At 68.7% G+C, this 15,313-nt stretch carries 15 protein-coding genes; all 15 read right to left on the bottom strand.

What is annotated here, in order from left to right:
* On the bottom strand, positions 1-1,372 hold a 1,372-nt coding region (locus G6048_RS40140), incomplete at its 3' end, for a cytochrome P450 (RefSeq protein ID WP_408056220.1).
* A 33-nt stretch (positions 1,373-1,405) separates the two neighbouring features.
* Positions 1,406-2,026 (bottom strand): GTP-binding protein, encoded by a 621-nt coding sequence (locus G6048_RS40145; RefSeq protein WP_165344538.1) that lies wholly within the window; start codon positions 2,024-2,026, stop codon positions 1,406-1,408.
* Positions 2,007-2,450, bottom strand: coding sequence for a DUF742 domain-containing protein (locus G6048_RS40150; RefSeq protein WP_165344539.1), 444 nt, complete (start codon positions 2,448-2,450; stop codon positions 2,007-2,009). Before G6048_RS40150 ends, G6048_RS40145 begins: the two co-directional genes overlap by 20 nt.
* Positions 2,447-2,854, bottom strand: a complete 408-nt coding sequence (locus G6048_RS40155; RefSeq protein ID WP_165344540.1) for a roadblock/LC7 domain-containing protein — start codon at positions 2,852-2,854, stop codon at positions 2,447-2,449. The genes G6048_RS40150 and G6048_RS40155 overlap by 4 nt, the downstream gene beginning before the upstream one ends.
* On the bottom strand, positions 2,851-4,485 hold the full coding sequence (locus tag G6048_RS40160) for a sensor histidine kinase (protein ID WP_165344541.1): 1,635 nt from the start codon (positions 4,483-4,485) through the stop codon (positions 2,851-2,853). Before G6048_RS40160 ends, G6048_RS40155 begins: the two co-directional genes overlap by 4 nt.
* A gap of 385 nt (positions 4,486-4,870) precedes the next feature.
* Entirely contained in the window at positions 4,871-7,732 is a 2,862-nt protein-coding gene (locus G6048_RS40165; RefSeq protein WP_165344542.1) for a DEAD/DEAH box helicase, read from the bottom strand.
* Positions 7,733-7,805: 73 nt separating this feature from the next.
* Complete coding sequence (gene tatC, locus G6048_RS40170) at positions 7,806-8,777, bottom strand: twin-arginine translocase subunit TatC (RefSeq protein ID WP_165344543.1); 972 nt, start codon at positions 8,775-8,777, stop codon at positions 7,806-7,808.
* 47 nt (positions 8,778-8,824) lie between these two features.
* On the bottom strand, positions 8,825-9,115 hold the full coding sequence (gene tatA / locus G6048_RS40175) for a Sec-independent protein translocase subunit TatA (RefSeq protein ID WP_165261740.1): 291 nt from the start codon (positions 9,113-9,115) through the stop codon (positions 8,825-8,827).
* A 238-nt stretch (positions 9,116-9,353) separates the two neighbouring features.
* Complete coding sequence (locus G6048_RS40180; protein WP_165344544.1) at positions 9,354-9,548, bottom strand: hypothetical protein; 195 nt, start codon at positions 9,546-9,548, stop codon at positions 9,354-9,356.
* 9 nt (positions 9,549-9,557) lie between these two features.
* Positions 9,558-9,836: a hypothetical protein gene (locus G6048_RS40185; protein WP_165344545.1), complete on the bottom strand. Its 279-nt coding sequence runs from the start codon at positions 9,834-9,836 to the stop codon at positions 9,558-9,560.
* 11 nt (positions 9,837-9,847) lie between these two features.
* Positions 9,848-10,960 carry a helix-turn-helix transcriptional regulator gene (locus G6048_RS40190; protein WP_165344546.1) on the bottom strand — a complete coding sequence of 371 codons (1,113 nt, stop codon included), beginning with the start codon at positions 10,958-10,960 and terminating at the stop codon, positions 9,848-9,850.
* 15 nt (positions 10,961-10,975) lie between these two features.
* Entirely contained in the window at positions 10,976-11,953 is a 978-nt protein-coding gene (locus tag G6048_RS40195) for a helix-turn-helix transcriptional regulator (protein WP_165344547.1), read from the bottom strand.
* Positions 11,954-12,173: 220 nt separating this feature from the next.
* Complete coding sequence (locus G6048_RS40200) at positions 12,174-12,548, bottom strand: FKBP-type peptidyl-prolyl cis-trans isomerase (protein ID WP_165344548.1); 375 nt, start codon at positions 12,546-12,548, stop codon at positions 12,174-12,176.
* 68 nt (positions 12,549-12,616) lie between these two features.
* Entirely contained in the window at positions 12,617-13,624 is a 1,008-nt protein-coding gene (locus G6048_RS40205) for an FKBP-type peptidyl-prolyl cis-trans isomerase (protein WP_165344549.1), read from the bottom strand.
* Positions 13,625-13,766: 142 nt separating this feature from the next.
* Positions 13,767-15,128 carry a Pup--protein ligase gene (pafA, locus tag G6048_RS40210; RefSeq protein WP_165344550.1) on the bottom strand — a complete coding sequence of 454 codons (1,362 nt, stop codon included), beginning with the start codon at positions 15,126-15,128 and terminating at the stop codon, positions 13,767-13,769.
* Between the last annotated feature and the right edge of the window lie 185 nt (positions 15,129-15,313).

The following is a 15,313-nucleotide window of genomic DNA, read 5'->3' on the forward strand; positions in this document are numbered from 1 at the left end:
GTGGTTCGGGTGCCGGGGCGGGCGTGGTGACCTGCCAGTCCACCCGCGGCTGCTGCTCGGCGGAGCGGGCGCCGGGCTGTTGCGTGTCCTCCTGCGGCGGCTTCGCCATGAACGTCACCGGGAGTTCCGCCAGGTGCCGGGAGGAGATGGATCCCGTCCAGCGCAACTCATGCTCCTCGCAGGCGAGTTGGACGTCCGGCAGTCGCATCAGGAGCGCGTCGACGCCGACGTCGGCGATGGCGCGGCCGATGTCCTGGCCCGGGCATTCGTGCGGACCGCCACTGAAGGAGAGGTGCGAGCGGTTGCCCTGCATGTTCGCCGTGAGGTCCGGGCGGACGCGCGGGTCGACGTTGCCGGGTGCCATTGCGAGCAGCAGCCCGTCACCCTTGCGGATGCGCTGACCGCCCAACTCGGTTTCCTGCTTGGCGAAGTAGCCCAGGACGGCGCTGAACGGCGGATCGTCCCACAGGGACTGCTCGACCGCCTCGGGCACCGTCATCTGGCCGCCGTTGAGCTGGGCCCGGAAACGCGGGTCGGTGAGCACCATACGCAGCACGTTGGCGATGAGGTTGGCGGTGGTCTCGTACGCGGCGATCAGTACGAGACGCAGATGCTGCGCCACCTCGTCGTCGGTGAGCCCTGCCGGATGCCTGATGAGGTGGCTGGTGAAGTCCTCCTGGAGCTGGGCACGACGGCGGAGGGTGAGCCGGTTCAGGGTGCCCATGATGTACTCGTTGCTGGCGATCGCGGTCTCGGTGCCCTTGATCATGTCGCGGGCGGCCTGCACGATGCGCTCGTTGTACTCCTCGGGCATGCCGAGGATCTCGCAGAGCACGGCCATCGGGAGGTGCTCGGCGAACTGGCTCACCAGGTCGGCGCTGCCCTCCTCGCAGAAGCGGTTGACCAGGCTCTGTGTGGCGCGGTTGATGTAGCGGCGGATGCCGCGATGGTCGATGGTCGACATGGCGCCCACCACCGCCCCGCGCAGCCGCAGATGCTCGTCGCCCTCGGCCATGGCGCAGATGGGCTGCCAGGCGAAGAGGGGCATGAGCGGGTGGTCCGGGCCCGCCGAGCCGTCCCGGACGGCGTTCCAGATGCGGCTGTCGCGGGTGTACTGCGAGGGGGTGCGGACCATGTGCAGGTTCTCGGTGTGGCCGAGCACCACCCAGATCGGCACGTCCTGGTGGAGCAGCGCGGGGGCGACGTTGCCGTGTTCGGCGCGGAGTTTCTCGTACAGGGCTCCCATGTCCTCCGCCTCGGGGCCGTACAGGCGGCGCAGTCCGCCGGGGCCCATGCCGTGGGCGGGGCAGCCCGGCGGCGGGGAGGACGTGGGGTCGTCCGTACCGGTTCGGTAGGGGGATTCAGACGTCACGGTGGTGCTCCGAAACTGAGGTGTGTGAGGTGGTCAGGCGGACGCGGAGGCCATGGCGATCGAGTGCAGGAAGCGCATCAGGGTCATCAGCACGTCACGGCTGGAGGCCCTGCGGCGCGCGTCGCACTTCACGATGGGGATCTCCTCGGGGAGGTCGAGCGCGGCGCGCAGGTCCTCCATGGGGTAACGGGGCGCGTCCGGGAAGTCGTTGACGGCGACGACGAACGGCACCCCGCGCTCCTCCAGGCGGCCGATGACGTCGAAGCTGACTTCCAGGCGCCGGGTGTCGATCAGTACGACCGCGCCCAGGGCGCCCTCGAACAGCCCGTTCCACAGGAACCAGAAGCGCTCCTGCCCGGGGGTGCCGAACAGGTACAGCACCAGCTGTTCGGTGATGCTGATGCGGCCGAAGTCCATGGCCACGGTGGTGGCCGTCTTGCTCTCCGAGCCGTAGTTGTCGTCGACTCCGACGCCGGCCTGCGTCATGGTCTCCTCCGTGGTCAGCGGCCTGATCTCGCTGACGGAGCCCACCATGGTCGTCTTGCCGACGCCGAAGCCACCCACGATCACGATCTTCACAGCGGCCTGCGCCGTATGCGGAAGATGGTCCTCGGCGCGAGGGCCCGTGACCGTGTCAGAGCTTTTGAAGTCCATGCATCACCGCTTCGAGGAGGGAACGGTCGGGCAGCTCCGAGCGGACGATCGGGGCGCGCGCGTGTACCAGTTCAGCCGTCAGCAGCTCGGTCAGCAGTACGGTCACCACGCTGAACGGCAGATTGAGATAGGCCGAGACCTCGGCCACGGACAGAGGGGTCCGGCAGAGCCGGAGCAGGGCCGCCTGTTCCGGCTGGGCGGTGGGCGGCGGCGCGTCGTCGTTCGCCACGATCAGGGTCACCAGGTCCAGTGCGGCCCGATCGCCGTCCTCGACCTGGCCGGTGAGGATGTACAGCCTCCCCGGCTGGTTCCCCTCGCCCTGCCCCTCGCTTGGCTGCGGTGCCCGCGCCGCGTCCGGGATCCTCGGGGGACTGTGCTCCGGCGGTTCCTTGGGGAAGCGCCGCCGTCGTTGCGGAGGAGTCATACGGCCGTCCCGTTCCGCCGGGGCGGACTCGTCAGGTGGGCACCGATCCGTACGACGAGGTCGCGCATGCGGTTGCTCATGAGCCCGGCGTCGACGGTCTCGTCGGCGAGGACGGCGAGATAGGCGCCCGGGCCGGCGGCCATCATGTAGAAGTAGCCGCCGTGGATCTCGATGATCACCATCCGCATCCGGCCGTCGGTGTCGGGGATCTCGGTGGCGACGGCCGCGGCCAGGCTCTGCAGTCCGGCGCAGGCCGCGGCGACGCGGTCGGCGGCGTCGGGATCACCGCCGTACCGGGCGATGCGCAGGCCGTCGGCGGAGAGCACCACGACCTGCCGGGTCCCGGGCACCCCGTCGGACAGCTCCTTGAGCATCCAGTCGAAGTTGGCTCGCTGCTGGATCACTTGAGGTCCCCCTCGTCTTCGGCCTCGGCAGGGGCCGGAGTGTTCGTCTCGCCTGGTGTCTTGTCCTGGCCGTCCTTGGCGTCCTGGTCAGTGGGATCGCCCTTGAGTCCGGCCATGAACGCCTCGACCCACAGGCCGGGTTCGGGTTCGTCCTTCTTCGGCTCGGGCTGCGTCTGGGTGGAGGAGCGGGTCCAGTCGATGACGGGGCGGCCTTCCTTGCGCGCGGCCTCCGCCTCCGCCTCGGCCGCCCGGGCCTCGGCGACCCGCTGGCTGAACGGGATCTTGACGCGGCTGCGGCGCTGCGGCAGACCGTTCGCCGTCCACTCGGTCACCTCGGGGACGTCGTCCTCCATCGCGGCCACCGAGTCGGGGATACGGGGTCCGGTGGTGGGACGGCGCTTCTTGGGCTTGCGCTCCGGTCCCTCGACACCGCCGAAGTCCACCTTGGGTACGGAGGAGGCGCCGATGCCGTGAGCCAGGCCGGGGGCGAACTCCTCGGTGAGCATGTCGCGGGGCACGACGATCACGGCGCGGACACCGCCGTACGCGGACTGCCGCAGCGAGACCTGCAGCTTGTACATCTGCGTCAGCCGGCCCACGACGGCCATGCCGAGCCGGGGGCTGTCGCCGAGGTCGTTGAGGTCGATGCCGATCTGGGCCTTCTCGAGCATGCCCTCGGCCCGGCGGCGGGCCTCCTCGCTGAGGCTGACTCCGGCGTCCTCGATCTCGATGGCGACACCGGTCTGCACCTCGACGGCGGTGACGTGCACCTTGGTCTGCGGCGGCGAGTAGCGCGTGGCGTTGTCGAGGAGTTCGGCGGCGGCGTGGATGACCGGCTCGACCGACGGGCCGGTGACGTTGACCTTGGCGATGGAGTGCAGCTCGATGCGCCGGTACTCCAGGATCCGGGACATGGCACCGCGCAGCACGCTGTACAGCGGTACGGGCTTGGGCCATACGCGGCCCGGGCGGGAGCCGCCGAGCACGGCGATGGAGTCGGCGAGTCGACCGATCAGCGCGGTGCCGTGGTCGATGCGCAGCAGGTCGTCGAAGACCTCGGGGTTGCGCCCGTGGTCCTCCTCCATCTCGCGCAGTTCCTTGTTCTGCTGGTGGACGATCGCCTGGACACGCCGGGCGATATTGACGAAGGCGCGCTGCGAGGAGTCGCGCATCGCTTCCTCGTGGTCCACGATGCGCAGCAGGGCGAGCAGCAACTCGCGCTGGGATTCGGGGAGTTCCCGGACGCGCGGATCCGCATCGGCGGTTTTACGGATCGCCACTTCGGGGGAGTCTCCACAGCGCAGCCGGTACAGCGCGGCGGGCAGCAGCTCCTTGCCGAGGTGGAAGATCTCGTCGTCCTGGGCGGCGATGCGCTGTTCCAGGTAGGCCGTACGGCGCGCGAGTTCGGCGCGGACGGCTCGGACGACGCGGCCGCGGCGGACCGCTTCGGCGACGGTCGCGATCATCAGGAGCGTCGCGACGCCTCCGCACCAGCCGACGGCGACCCGGGCCGGTTCCGTGACGACGGCGACGGCGGCTCCGGATGCCGCGGCCATCAGTATGGCCGGGAGCAACAGCACTCGGGCGTAAGGAAGTTCACGGCCAACGGGAGGCGATTGAACACTCACCATGTATGCCCTCTAAGACAAATCGACTGGGGATCTGGGGGGAGTTCTCTGGATCTTCAGAACATTGGGGAACAAGCGCACGAATACACCGCAACTCGGTGCGCCGCGGGCGAGCTTAGTCCGACCGGATCATCGCCAAGTCATATTCGGCAAGCGCCTGAAATCGCCCGCGCGAGAGGAGTACGCTCGGCCCATTTACACGCTCCGCCGCTATTCGAACACGATGCGTAACGGTGTACGGGCACACGAAAACCCCTCATCAGAAGGGGTGAAGCCCAGCTCGCGGAGGCAGATTCCGCCCGTCAACTACTCACGCCGGGCGCCCAGTTGGAACGTACGATCTGGGCGCCCCGAAGCCCGCCGTCATCGGCGGGGTGATCGTCGTCGCTCACCCCACCGACGAGTAAGCGACGACCCCCCGCAGCAGCCCGTCCACAGCCTTCCGCGCGTTCTTCGCCACGGTGGACCCCTTGGTGCCGGACACCGGCGCCGCCGCCGATATCTGGCCGAGTACGTCGATGACCTGCTTGCACCAGCGCACAAAGTCACCGGCGGGCATCTCGGCCTCGCGGAGCACCTCGTCGAGCCCCTTGCCAGAGGCCCATTCGTACGCGGCCCAGGCGAAGCCCAGGTCCGGCTCGCGCTGGCCGACGCCCTCGGTCTGGCTGATCCGGAACTCCTCCTCCAGGGCGTCCAGGCGACCCCAGATGCGGACCATCTCGCCGAGTGCGGCCTTGGCCTTACCGGACGGCAGCTTCGGTGCCAGCGCGTCGTCGCCGACCCTGGCCTCGTACACCAATGCCGAGACGCACCCGGCCAGTTCGGCCGGGCCGAGGCCTTCCCAGACCCCGGCGCGCAGGCACTCGCTGGCGAGCAGGTCCAGCTCTCCGTAGAGCCGGGCGAGCCGCTTGCCGTGCTCGGTGACCTCGTCGCCGCGCAGATAGTCGAGCTCGGTCAGGAGCGCGACGATGCGGTCGAAGGTACGGGCGATGGTGTTCGTACGCCCTTCGATGCGCCGCTCCAACTGCGAGGTGTCGCGCAGCAGCCGGTGGTAGCGCTCGGCCCAACGGGCGTGGTCCTCGCGGTCGTTGCACCCATGGCAGGGATGTGCTTTCAGCGCGGTGCGCAGCCGGGCGATCTCCCGGTCGTCCACGGCCTCGGAGCGCCGCTTGCGGTGCCGGTCGGGAACGATGTGCCCGGCCTTGGTGCGCAGCGCGGAGGCGAGATCGCGGCGCGACTGCGGAGAGCGCGGGTTGAACGACTTCGGGATGCGCATCCGCTCCAGGGCCTCGACAGGCACCGGGAAGTCGATCGACGCGAGGCGCTTGACCTGCCGCTCGGCGGTGAGGACCAGGGGCCGCGGCCCGTCGTGGTGCTCGAAGCCGCGGTGGCCGTTGGACCGCCCGGCGGGCAGCCCCGGGTCCAGAACCAGCGCGAGTCCCGCGAACTTGCCGGTCGGCACGTGGATCACATCGCCGGGCTTGAGCTTCTCCAGCGCCACGGCCGCTTCCGCACGCCGCTGCGCCGCACCCTGCTTGGCCAGCTCGGTCTCGCGGTCCTTGAGTTCGCGACGCAGTCGCGCGTACTCGTCGAAGTCGCCCAGGTGGCAGGTCATGGAGGCCTTGTAGCCCTCAAGTCCCTCTTCGTTGCGCTGCACCTGGCGGGAGATCCCGACGACCGACTTGTCGGCCTGGAACTGTGCGAACGACGTCTCAAGGAGTTCGCGCGAGCGATGCCGGCCGAACTGCTCGACGAGGTTCACCGCCATGTTGTACGACGGCCTGAAGCTGGAGCGCAGCGGGTACGTGCGGGTGCCCGCGAGGCCGGCGAGATGCTCGGGGCTCATGCCGCGCTGCCACAGCACGACGGCGTGGCCCTCGACATCGATGCCACGGCGGCCTGCCCGGCCGGTCAGCTGGGTGTACTCGCCGGGGGTGATGTCGGCGTGCTGCTCGCCGTTCCACTTGACGAGCTTTTCCAACACCACCGAGCGGGCGGGCATGTTGATGCCGAGGGCGAGCGTCTCGGTGGCGAACACGGCCTTGACCAGGCCGCGTACGAACAGCTCCTCGACGACCTCCTTGAACGTCGGCAGCATGCCCGCGTGGTGGGCCGCGATGCCGCGCTCCAGGCCTTCCAGCCACTCGTAGTAGCCCAGGACGTGCAGGTCCTCGGCCGGTATCGAGGACGTACGTCCCTCGACGAGGGCGCGGACCTTGTGGCGTGCCTCGTCGTCGTTCAGCCTGAGGCCCGCGTACAGGCACTGCTGGACAGCGGCCTCGCAGGCGGCCCGGCTGAAGATGAACGTGATGGCGGGCAGCAACCCCTCGGAGTCGAGCCGTTCGATGACTTCAGGACGGCCCGGTGTCCATACGCGCGATCTCTGCCGCCGCTCGCGCTCCCGGTCGGCCTCGCGCATATTGCGGCCCCGTCTGCGGTCCTGGTACGAGGGCCGGGTCGCCTCCATACGGGCGAGGCGGGTGAGGTCGGGGTTGACGGCCTTCTTGTGGCCCTCGCCCTCCTCGAAGAGATCGTAGATGCGGCGTCCGGCCAGCACGTGCTGGAACAGCGGGACGGGACGGTGCTCGGAGACGATCACTTCGGTGTGGCCGCGGACGGTGTCGAGCCAGTCGCCGAACTCCTCGGCGTTCGACACCGTCGCCGAGAGCGACACCAGCGTCACCGACTCGGGGAGGTGGATGATCACTTCCTCCCAGACGGCGCCACGGAAGCGGTCGGAGAGGTAGTGCACCTCGTCCATGACGACATAGCCGAGGCCGAGGAGGGTCTGTGAGCCCGCGTAGAGCATGTTGCGCAGCACCTCGGTGGTCATCACGACCACCGGGGCGTCGGCGTTGACGCTGTTGTCGCCGGTGAGCAGGCCCACCTTCTCGGCGCCGTAACGCCGCGCCAGATCGGTGTACTTCTGGTTCGACAGCGCCTTGATGGGCGTCGTGTAGAAGCACTTCTTGCCCTGCTGGAGGGCGAGATGGACGGCGAACTCGCCAACGATCGTCTTGCCCGAACCGGTGGGCGCGGCCACCAGCACACCCTTGCCCGCCTCGAGGGCCTGACAGGCCTCGATCTGGAAGGGGTCGAGGCCGAAGTCGTACATCTCGCGGAAGGACGCGAGCGCCGTGGCCTGCTCGACAGCGCGCTGCCGCGCTGCCTCGTACCGCTCGGCCGGTGAGAGATCCTCTGTCATCGTGCTTTCGAGCGTACCGTCAGCCACTGACAACAGGACGATCAATATCCGGATCCGGCCCCGCGCATGGGGAGTCCACCCAGTTCAGGGGCGCGGGGCCGGTCCTGATGTGTGTCCGTCAGGTCACGTCGTCGTAGCCGTTGACCCGGTCCGGTTCGCGCTGGCGGTCGGTGTCCGTCTGCGCCTGAGCCGGGAGCGCGCGGGTGGTCGAGACGGATTCGATCTCGCCGATGTCCTCGGGTGTGAGGTCGAGTTCGGAGGCTTCGTCGTCGTCCGGGCCCATGGCCTCGCGGCGGGCACGGCGGCGGTCGTTCAGCAGTGAGAAGCCGGTCGCCAGGAAGTACAGGATCCAGATCGGCCCGGCCAGTGCCAGCATCGTCAGCGGGTCCGTGCTCGGGGTGGCGATCGCGGCGAACACCGTGATGCCCATGATCATGCCGCGCCACCAGCCGGCCATGCGCTTTCCGGAGATCGCTCCGGTCATGTTGAGCATCACCAGGAGCAGTGGCAGCTCGAAGGAGAGGCCGAAGACGAGCACCATGCGCAGGACGAGGTCGAGCAGGTCGTCCAAGGGCAGGAAGTTGTTGATGTTTTCCGGTGTGAAGCCGAGCAGCACCTCCGCCGTGGTGGGCAGCACCCGGTAGGCGAAGTAGGCACCGCCGAGGAAGAGCGGGGCGCCCGTGCCGACGAACGCGTAGGCGTACTTCTTCTCGTTCTTGTGCAGGCCCGGCGCGACGAAGGCCCAGAGCTGGTAGAGCCAGACCGGCGAGGCCAGCACGACACCGGCCATCAGGGACACCTTCAGGGCCAGCGTGAAGGCGGTGAGCAGACCGTTGATCGTGATCCGCGCACACTGTTCCTTGGACGAATTCGCCAGTTCCTCGAACGACTTCTCACAGCCGACCGAACTAAGGATCGGCTCGGTGATGAAGTTGATGATGTCGTTGTAGAAGAAGGCGGCGACGATCGTCACAAGGAAGATGGCCAGCAGGCCCTTCGCGAGCCGGTTGCGGAGCTCGCGAAGGTGTTCCACGAGGGGCATCCGCCCCTCGGGATCCTTCTCTTCCTTCTTGCGGGCAGGCTTCAGCAACCCACGTTCCCATCTCGTGCAGTGGGCCGGAGGTCACCGGCCCTGCGTCAGCGCTTGGTCGTGTCCGTCGGCTCAGTGACCGGGCGGGAGCTGGTCACATCGCCGGGCGCGGCCTGGATGGTGCGCTGGGCCGGGGGCTGCTGGTCGTCGTGCGGCGGACCTGCCGGGGTGGCGCTGTCGTCCTTGCCCTCGGTCTTCATCGCCTTGGCCTCGCTCTTGAGGATGCGAGCGGACTTGCCCAGCGAGCGAGCCATGTCCGGAAGCTTCTTCGCGCCGAACAGCAGGATGATGACGACGAGGATGAGAATGATCTCGGGAGCTCCGAGCCTTCCGAACATATGTCTTTACCTTCTCACCGAGGCGGCTGGGGCGGGGTTGCCGTCCGACCCGTCGGACACCTGTCCGAGGATCGTGCTGACAGCGATCGTAACGCGCAGGGGTGAACGCGAGGCAATCCCTGTGCGTACTCCCGGTCTGCGGCCCGCGCCTCGTTCTCGGGGCCGCGTCCAGCAGCGTACCTGGCGATGCTGGGAAGTTGACAGGTCAGAGTGACTCAAACCGCCCGGCAGGGACGGCTCACAGCGCATCCGCAGAGCGTGCCGCTGCCGCGGAGGCCCGTTCCAGGTCGTCTGCCGCGCGACTGATCCGACGTGCGGAGTCCGTAACCTGCCTGCCCAGGCGCTCGGCCTCCAGGAAGACCCGGACGGCGAGCACGCCCAGTACGGCGATTCCCAGGAAACCCACAGCGATCGCGAGCATCGGCCAGAACATGCGCCGAGCCTAGACGGTGGAGTGCAGCCGCAGGGTCCGCACTCCCCCGCCGGTGAGGAGTTCCACGATCCGCTCACCGGCCGGCTTGCGCACCGCCGCCTCGCACTCCGGGCAGGTGAAGGAGTAGAAGGTCGTCTTCGGTGTGGCGCCGATCGCCAGGCGCAGGGCGTTCGCGGAGAGTTCGAAGTGGGCACGGCAGTCGGGGCAGGCGGCCTTGAACACCACGGGATCCACTCTCGTCATGCCCGAGAACGCGGACGTCACAGACATTCCTTGCGTACCAGACATCACCGACCTGCTCACAGCTGTTGCTCCTGCCTGCCGTACAGCCCGTCCTGAACTCCGTGCGGCCCCTCGGGGAGGCCCTCCCCCACTCTCGGCTCCTCCCCCACGCTCGGCTTCGCTCGAGCGGCGGGACCCCCATCGCCCGCCGGCACGTCGTACGCCGCGAGCGCCTCGCGTGCCGCCCGCCGGGCGCTGTCCGCGAGCTCCCGCGGTGAGACGATCCGGCCGTCCCGCCCGAGCCGCAGCGCGAGTCGGCGCAACGAGGCGGGATCGGGGGCACGCAGAGTGATACGCAGCCCGCCGTCGGGGAGTTCATCGGCGCTGTCGTGCGGGTAGTACTCGGCGACCCAGCGCCCGCCCGGGCTGACCTCGACGACCACCTCGGGGTCCTCGGCGGCGGGCTGTACCAGCCCCTCGGAGAGGTCCCGCAGTTCGATCTCGGGCGGCGCGGACGGCTCGTCCAAGATGCGGATCTCCGCGACCCTGTCGAGCCGGAAGGTGCGCCGCGCCTCGGAGCGGCGGCACCAGGCCTCCACGTAGGTGTGGCCGACGCTGACCAGGCGAATCGGGTCGATCTCGCGCTCGGTGAGCTCGTCACGGCCGGGCGAGTAGTAGCGGATCCACAGCCGACGCCGCTCGGAGATCGCCCGGTCGACGTCCGCGAAGACCCCGCCCTCGGACTCGAACGTCACCGAAAGCCGGGCACTGGCGCCCGCCGCCTCGCCCGCCGCGGCCTCCACCTTGGCGGTGGCCCGCAGCAGCGCCTGCCGGTCGCCCTCCCGCAGCCCGGGCAGCGTCGCCACGGCCCGGGCGGCCACCAGCAGTGCGGTCGCCTCGTCGGCGGCGATCCGCAGCGGCTCGGCCGCTTCCGCGCCCAGGGCACCAGGGTTGCGCCACCAGATGCGGTCGCCGTCGGTGTCGATGTCCAGCAGATCGCCGCCGCGGAAGCTGGTCCCGCACAGCGGCAGCACATCGAGGTCGGAGATCAGCTCGTCCTCGGTGATCCCGAACGCCCGGGCGACATCACTGACGCGCGCACCGGGACGCTCCCGCAGATACGTCACCAGGGACAGCATCCGCCGCGTCTGGTCGATAGCGCTCACAGGCCTGACCGGTTTTCCCGCCACTTCTCCTACGCCCCCTCAGCCCTTGGCCACGGCGCGCAGCCGGTCCACGACATCGGCCCGCAGCTCGGCCGGCTCCAGGACCACCACATCGGGCCCGAACTCGACGAGCCAGGCGTCCAGGCCATGCCCGTACGGAATCTCCAACTCGTCCCAGCCGTCCCCCAGTTCCCGTACGGAGACGGCCTTGGCGCGCAGCGGATAGCCCGCTCCGCTGCGCAGCCGTATCAGCGCGGAGCGGTCGGCGGTCTCTCCGGCCCAGCTCGCGACGGTCTCCCGCACGGTGACGACATCGGGCACCTCGGCCGTGAACTTCCCGCTGCGGGTACGGACCTTGCCGGTGATCCGCGACAGCCTGAAGACGCGCTCGGCGCCCCGGTCGCGGTCCCAGCCGGCCAGGTACCAGTGGCCGCGCCAGCACTCCAGCGCCCACGGCTCGACGATGCGGGGCTCGGGGCGGGCGGCGGTGGCCTTGCGGTAGTCGAAGGCGACGGGGCGGCGGTCACGGCAGGCGAGCATCAGCGGTTCGAAGGCCGCCTCGTGCACGGGGATGTGCGGCTCCAGGGCGCCATGGGCCTCGTACGGGTCGACGTCCTCGGGCAGTCCGGCCGCGCGCAGCTTCTGCAGGGCGCCGCTGGCCGCGCCCGCGAGGCGGGCCTGCTGCCAGACCTTGGCGACCAGGCCCAGGGCGGCGGCCTCCTCGGCGTCGAGCGTGATGGGCGGCAGCCGGTTGCTGTCCCGGCGGGCGAGATAGCCGACCTCGCCGTCCAGGCTCTCCACCGTCTCGATGACCAGGCCGAGCTCGCGCAGATCGTCCTTGTCACGCTCGAACATCCGGTTGAAGGAGTCGTCCGAGCCGACCGCGCCACTACCCGGCCGGAAGGCATCGACGTAAGCCTCGATGGAATCGCGCAACTCGCGCTTGCTGAGCGGCCGCCGCGTCCCGAGCAGACACAGCGCCAGGTTCATCAGCCGCTCGGCCTTGGCAATGGCCATCGACGCCCTTCCCTATGGTGCTTCCGATCGATGACCGTACCGCTCCGGAGTGTCGTGGCAAAAGCCGAGGGCCCATGCCTGACAGGCATGGGCCCCACTTGATCGGGTCCGGTCGCACCGCGATCACACGGCGTACGAAGACCGGGCCGCGAGCCCTTCGCGGACGGACCCGCGAAGATCAGACCACGAGGATCAGTCCGCGAAGATCAGGCCTCGAGGCTCAGACCGCGACCAGGTCGCAGACGAAGATCAGCGTCTCGCCCGGCGCGATACGACCGCCACCGGCACCGCGATCGCCGTACGCGAGGTGGGCGGGGATGGTCAGCTGACGGCGCCCGCCGACCTTCATGCCCTGCACACCCTGGTCCCAGCCGGAGATGACCTGGCCGACGCCGAGCTGGAACTCCAGCGGCGTACCGCGGTTCCAGGAGGCGTCGAACTCCTCGCCGCTGGAGTAGGCCACGCCCACGTAGTGGACCTTGACGAAGTCGCCGGCCTTCGCGACCGGCCCCTCGCCCTCCCAGATCTCCTTGATCTCGAGGTCCGCGGGGGGCGGGCCTTCGGGGAAGTCGATCTCCGGCTTCTCGATGCTCACGTTTCGGCTCCTGCTGTGTGCGAAAGGCAACTGGGGACAACCCCGACAGTCTTACATCCCCGCACGCCTCACATCTTCGCGAGGATGTCGACCGAGAAGACCAGCACCGAGTCCTTCTTGATGGCGCTGCCCTGCGGCGGCTTGTCGCCGTATCCGAGCTTCGGCGGGACGACGATGAGTACGCGGCTGCCCACCTTCTTACCCGTCAGGCCCTGCGCCCAGCCCTTGACGACCTGCTGCAGCGAGAACGAGGTCAGCTGCTGCCTGCTGTACGAGGAGTCGAACTCCTTGCCGTCGGCCCAGAGCACCCCCTTGTACTGCACGAGGACACCATCGCTCGCCGCGACCTCCTCGCCGTCCCCCTCCAGGATGTAGTTCGCGACGAGCTTCGTCGGCGCGTCCTTCTTCGGCACCTCGATGGAGGGAGCCTTGCCGTCGGTGTTGGTGCCGACCTTCGGCAGGTCGATGTTCGACTGCGCGACCTCGGAGCCCTTGGCGGAGCTCTTCGCGTTGAAGGTGTCCTGGACGTCGAGGACACAGACCAGCGTGTCCGTGCCCTTGACGCCAGCCTGAGGGTTCCCCTGCGCACCGAAGCCCCAGGTCGGAGGCACGGCCATCAGAACGCGGCTGCCGGTCTTCTTGCCCATCAGGGCATAGCGCCAGCCGTCCATGACCTGGCCCTGGGCCAGCTGTACGACGATGGGCGCCTTGCGGTCGTAGGAGTTGTCGAAGACCTTCGCCGTGGTCCAGACCTGGGCCAGGTAGTTCAACTTCACGAAGTCGTTCTCGGCCAGCGTCTTACGGTTGCCCGCCACGACCGTCTTGACCGCGAGGTCCTTCGAGGGATCACCGCTGCCCTTGGCGACGGTCGGCTTCTCGTCGAACTTCGCACCGGCGGTGATGGCCGGCAGCGGCCCGTCGACGAGCTTCGGCGGAGGGGGCGCACTGGCCGACGGGGACGCCGAGGGGGACGTACTTTTACTGGCCTTGTCCTTGTCGGCCGTGTCGTCGCCACCGCAGCCGGCAAGCGTGAGCAGTCCGGCGGGAGCGGCAATGAGGAGTGAGCGTCGGCGCACGGTGGGGGCCTCGTATCGGTCGATCTTGCGGTGGGCGTGCGCGCAACTCTACGACTTGAGAAGGGCGCCGTACGAAGAACGTACGGCGCCCTGTGTCGCGTTCCGCAAAAGCGACCGGAACTGATCGGCCCGGACTGACAGCTCACATTCCGGCGATGAGCTTCTCCACCCGGTCGTCGACGGAACGGAACGGGTCCTTGCACAACACCGTGCGTTGTGCCTGGTCGTTCAGCTTGAGATGGACCCAGTCGACGGTGAAGTCCCGCCGCTGCTCCTGCGCCCGCCGGATGAAGTCGCCGCGCAACCGCGCCCGGGTGGTCTGCGGCGGCACCGACTTGCCCTCGAAGATCCTCAGGTCATTGCAGATCCGGGCGGCCTGCCCCTTCTTCTCCAGCAGGTAGTACAGCCCTCGACGACGGTGGATGTCGTGATACGCGAGGTCTATCTGCGCGACCCGCGGGTTCGACATGGTCATGTTGTGCTTGGCGCGGTACCGCTCGAGGAGCTTGTACTTCATCACCCAGTCGATCTCGGTACCGATCCGGTCGAGGTCCTCGGACTCGATCGAGTCCAGCGTGCGGCCCCACAGCTCCAGGACCTGCTCGACGGTGCCGGTGCGGATGCCGCGCCGCTCGCAGAAGTCCACGGCCTTCTCGTAGTACTCGCGCTGCACCTCCAGAGCGGACGCCTCGCGGCCGCTGGCCAGACGCACCTTGCGGCGGCCCGTGATGTCATGGCTGACCTCGCGGATCGCCCGGATCGGATTCTCCAGGGTCAGATCGCGCATCACCGTGCCCGCCTCGATCATGCGCAGTACGAGATCGGTGGCGCCGACCTTCAGCAGCATGGTCGTCTCGGACATGTTCGAGTCGCCCACGATGACGTGCAGACGACGGTAACGCTCGGCGTCCGCGTGGGGTTCGTCACGCGTGTTGATGATCGGCCGGGAACGCGTCGTCGCCGAGGAGACGCCCTCCCAGATGTGCTCGGCCCGCTGACTGACGCAGTACACCGCGCCACGCGGGGTCTGCAGCACCTTGCCGGCACCGCAGAGAAGCTGCCTGGTGACGAGGAACGGGATGAGGATGTCCGCGAGCCGGGAGAACTCCCCGTGGCGGGCCACCAGATAGTTCTCGTGGCAGCCGTAGGAGTTGCCCGCCGAGTCGGTGTTGTTCTTGAAGAGGTAGACGTCGCCCGCGATTCCTTCCTCGTGCAGGCGTCGTTCGGCGTCTACCAGGAGTCCTTCCAGAATGCGCTCGCCGGCCTTGTCGTGGGTGACCAGTTCTGTCACGTTGTCACATTCCGGTGTGGCGTATTCCGGATGTGACCCCACGTCGAGATAGAGGCGGGCGCCGTTTCGCAGAAAGACATTGCTGCTGCGGCCCCATGACACGACACGGCGGAAGAGGTACCGCGCCACCTCGTCGGGAGACAGGCGGCGCTGTCCCCTGAACGTACACGTGACGCCGTACTCGTTCTCCAGCCCGAAAATGCGGCGGTCCATGACTGAACATTACGCCTGATGCCCTGTGCTGAAACGAGGTTCGGCTGCACCGTTTCGATCATTTTCCGATGCGACTTCAACCACCGCACCGCTGCCCGCAGCTGCGAGGACCCGCCCCGTGGCCAGCAGAACAAGCAGTGCCACGGCCCCCGCGGCACCCGGCTGGCGCGCTGGCCGAGCCGCAG

This window comes from Streptomyces ureilyticus (genome assembly GCF_011045025.1).
GTDB lineage: Bacteria > Actinomycetota > Actinomycetes > Streptomycetales > Streptomycetaceae > Streptomyces > Streptomyces ureilyticus.